We start from the raw sequence: 3,419 nt of genomic DNA, 5'->3' as shown, positions 1-3,419 counted from the left end.
CCCGTCGTCACCGGCGCCCCCGGCCCCGACCGGCACCCCCGAGGCTCCGGCCGCGCCGACGGCCACCCCGTCGGCCGGCGGCAGCACCCCTCCCGCCCGACGGACCGACGACGGGGAACGTCCGCCCGCGCCCGGCGGCACAGGACTCTCCACCACCGACGGACCCCTCTGGGCGGACGGCTCCATCACCCCCGAGGACAACCCGGACTGGGCCCAGAGCGAGGTCACACTCAAGTCGCAGGAGCCGCTCACCGCGCTCACGGTGGAGCTGTTCGTGGCGCAGAACGGCGGCGTCCGCCCCACCGGGACCTGGCAGACCCGGCCGGACGGGGACTTCGACCTCTCCGTACGCGAGCGGGACGGCGTCCTCGTCCACCGCTGGACGCTCAGGGCGGGCCGCACGGTCCCGGCCGGGACGCATGTCTTCGCCGGGCAGTACGACCACGCCCCGGGCGGCCGCGACGCCGGACCGGACACGTACCGGGCCACGGCGCGGACCGCCGGCGGGACGACGTACGAGGTCCACGGCGACTTCGCCCGTACGCCGTGAAACGCCCGAGGGGCGGGGCCCCGGATCGCTCCGGAACGCCGCCCCTCGGGTCGGTCCAGCGGTGGGCCTAGCCCTCGCCGCCCAGGTGGTGCACCCGGACCATGTTGGTGGTGCCGGGGATGCCGGGGGGCGAGCCGGCGGTGATGATCATCGTGTCGCCGTCGCTGTAGCGGTTCAGCTTGAGCAGCTCCGCGTCGACCAGGTCCACCATCGCGTCGGTGTTGTCCACGTGCGGGACGACGTACGACTCGACGCCCCAGCTCAGGGCGAGCTGGTTGCGGGTGTTCTCGTCCGTGGTGAAGGCCAGGATCGGCTGGGCCGTGCGATAGCGGGAGAGACGGCGGGCGGTGTCGCCGGACTGGGTGAAGGCGACCAGGGCCTTGCCGTCGAGGAAGTCCGCGATCTCGCAGGCCGCACGGGCCACCGAACCGCCCTGCGTACGCGGCTTCTTGCCCTGGACCAGCGGCTGGAGGCCCTTGGACAGCAGCTCCTCCTCGGCGGCGCAGACGATCTTCGACATCGTCTTGACCGTCTCGATGGGGTACGCGCCCACCGAGGACTCGGCGGACAGCATGACCGCGTCCGCGCCGTCCAGGATCGCGTTGGCGACATCGGACGCCTCGGCGCGGGTCGGCCGCGAGTTGGTGATCATCGACTCCATCATCTGGGTCGCCACGATCACCGGCTTGGCGTTGCGGCGGCACAGCTCGATGAGGCGCTTCTGCACCATCGGGACCTTCTCCAGCGGGTATTCCACCGCCAGGTCACCACGGGCCACCATCACACCGTCGAACGCCATGACGACGCCCTCCATGTGCTCGACCGCCTGCGGCTTCTCCACCTTGGCGATGACGGGGACCCGGCGGCCCTCCTCGTCCATCACCTTGTGCACGTCCTTGACGTCGTTCGCGTCCCGGACGAAGGAGAGGGCGACCAGGTCGCAGCCCATCCGCAGGGCGAAGCGCAGGTCCTCGACGTCCTTCTCGGACAGGGCCGGGACGTTGACCGCCGCACCGGGCAGGTTGATGCCCTTGTGGTCGGAGATGACACCGCCCTCGATGACGATGGTCTTCACCCGGGGGCCCTCGACCGCGACGACCTTCAGCTCGACGTTGCCGTCGTTGATCAGGATCGGGTCGCCCTTGACGACGTCGCCGGGCAGGCCCTTGTAGGTCGTGCCGCAGATCGACTTGTCGCCGGGGACGTCCTCGGAGGTGATGGTGAACTCGTCTCCGCGGACCAGCTCGACCGGGCCCTCGGCGAACTTCGCCAGCCGGATCTTCGGGCCCTGGAGGTCGGCGAGCACGCCCACCGCGCGGCCGGTCTCGGCGGCCGCCTGGCGGACACGGTCGTAACGGCCCTGGTGTTCCTCGTGGGAGCCGTGGCTGAAGTTGAAACGGGCCACGCTCATGCCGGCCTCGATCAGAGCGACGAGCTGCTCGTGCGAGTCGACGGCGGGACCGAGGGTACAGACGATTTTGGAACGGCGCATGAGGCGGATCCTATCGGTTTGTTTCGTTGCGGAATATTCCGTCTGGTGGAAGATACAAAGGGGCGCGGGGGTGCTCAGTTGTCGCTGTGCACCGGGCCGACGGCGTCACCCCGGCTGACCAGCGCGAACGTCTGCTCGGCGATCTCCAGCTCCTCGTCCGTCGGCACCACGGCGACCGCCACCCGGGTGTATTCCGGCGAGATCAGCCGCGGCTGGGAGGACCGTACGGAGTTGAGTGAGGCGTCCACCGCCATGCCGAGCTCCTCCAGGCCCGCGATGGCAGCTTCCCGCACCGGGGCCGCGTTCTCCCCGACCCCCGCCGTGAACGCCACCGCGTCCACCCGCCCGAGCACCGCCGTGTAGGCGCCGATGTACTTCTTGAGCCGGTGGATGTAGATGTCGAAGGCCAGCGCCGCCTGCTCGTCGCCCTCGTCGATCCGACGGCGGATCACCCGCATGTCGTTGTCGCCGCACAGGCCGACGAGCCCGCTCTTCTTGTTCAGCAGGACGTCGATCTCGTCGGCCGACATCCCCGCCACCCGCTTCAGGTGGAAGGTGACCGCCGGATCGATGTCCCCGGAGCGCGTACCCATCACGAGCCCTTCCAAAGGCGTCAGCCCCATCGAGGTCTCCACGCACCGCCCGCCCGCGACCGCCGAGGCCGACGCCCCGTTGCCCAGGTGCAGCACGATGACGTTCACCTCCTCGGGGGTCTTCCCCAGCAGCTCGGCCGTCTTCCGCGAGACGTACGCGTGCGAGGTGCCGTGGAAGCCGTAGCGGCGGATCCGGTGCGCGTCGGCGGTCTCCACGTCGATCGCGTACCGCGCGGCCGCCTCCGGCATCGTCGTGTGGAACGCCGTGTCGAACACCGCCACCTGCGGCAGGTCCGGCCGCAGCGCCTGCGCGGTGCGGATACCGGTGATGTTCGCCGGGTTGTGCAGCGGGGCGACCGGGACCAGTCGCTCGATCTCCTTCAGCACCTCGTCGGTGATCACCGTCGGCGCGCTGAACCGCAGCCCGCCGTGCACCACCCGGTGCCCGATCGCGGCGAGTTCGGGGGAGTCCAGGCCGAGCCCGTCCGCCGCCAACTCCTCGGCCGCCGCCTTCAACGCCTCGTCGTGGTCCGCGATCCGGCCCGTACGCTCCCGGGGCTCGGCACCGCCGCCGGCCAGCGGCGTGTGCACCAGGCGCGAGGTCTCCTCGCCGATCCGCTCGACCAGCCCCGAGGCGAGCCGCGAGCGGTCGTGCATGTCCAGGAGCTGGTACTTCACCGACGAGGAGCCGGAATTGAGGACGAGGACGCGGTGCGGTTCCACAGGGGCTGCCGTGCTTTCGTGATCGGGGGAGGTGCCGGGGGGAGGGGTCGGGCTCATGCGG

General features: G+C 70.9%; 2 protein-coding genes and 1 pseudogene. 1 reads left to right on the top strand and 2 read right to left on the bottom strand.

Annotated elements, in window-relative coordinates; translation table 11 throughout:
* Positions 1-550, top strand: a pseudogene (locus D3105_RS34850) (hypothetical protein); the annotation flags it as partial.
* Positions 551-617: 67 nt separating this feature from the next.
* Here D3105_RS34850 and pyk read toward each other — a convergent pair.
* On the bottom strand, positions 618-2,042 hold the full coding sequence (pyk, locus tag D3105_RS33015) for a pyruvate kinase (protein WP_118906505.1): 1,425 nt from the start codon (positions 2,040-2,042) through the stop codon (positions 618-620).
* A gap of 74 nt (positions 2,043-2,116) precedes the next feature.
* Entirely contained in the window at positions 2,117-3,358 is a 1,242-nt protein-coding gene (locus tag D3105_RS33010; RefSeq protein ID WP_206273038.1) for an acetate kinase, read from the bottom strand.
* Between the last annotated feature and the right edge of the window lie 61 nt (positions 3,359-3,419).

Origin of the sequence: Streptomyces globisporus (assembly GCF_003501885.1) — a bacterium.
GTDB classification, from domain to species: Bacteria; Actinomycetota; Actinomycetes; order Streptomycetales; family Streptomycetaceae; genus Streptomyces; species Streptomyces globisporus_D.
The sequence above is the reverse complement of the archived record's forward strand: the minus strand, read 5'-3'. Positions and strand labels throughout refer to the sequence as shown.

What these genes read in the sequence shown, in the direction of transcription:
- pyk (WP_118906505.1), bottom strand. Translation starts at nt 2,042, where the DNA reads ATGCGCCGTTCCAAAATCGTCTGTACCCTCGGTCCCGCCGTCGACTCG.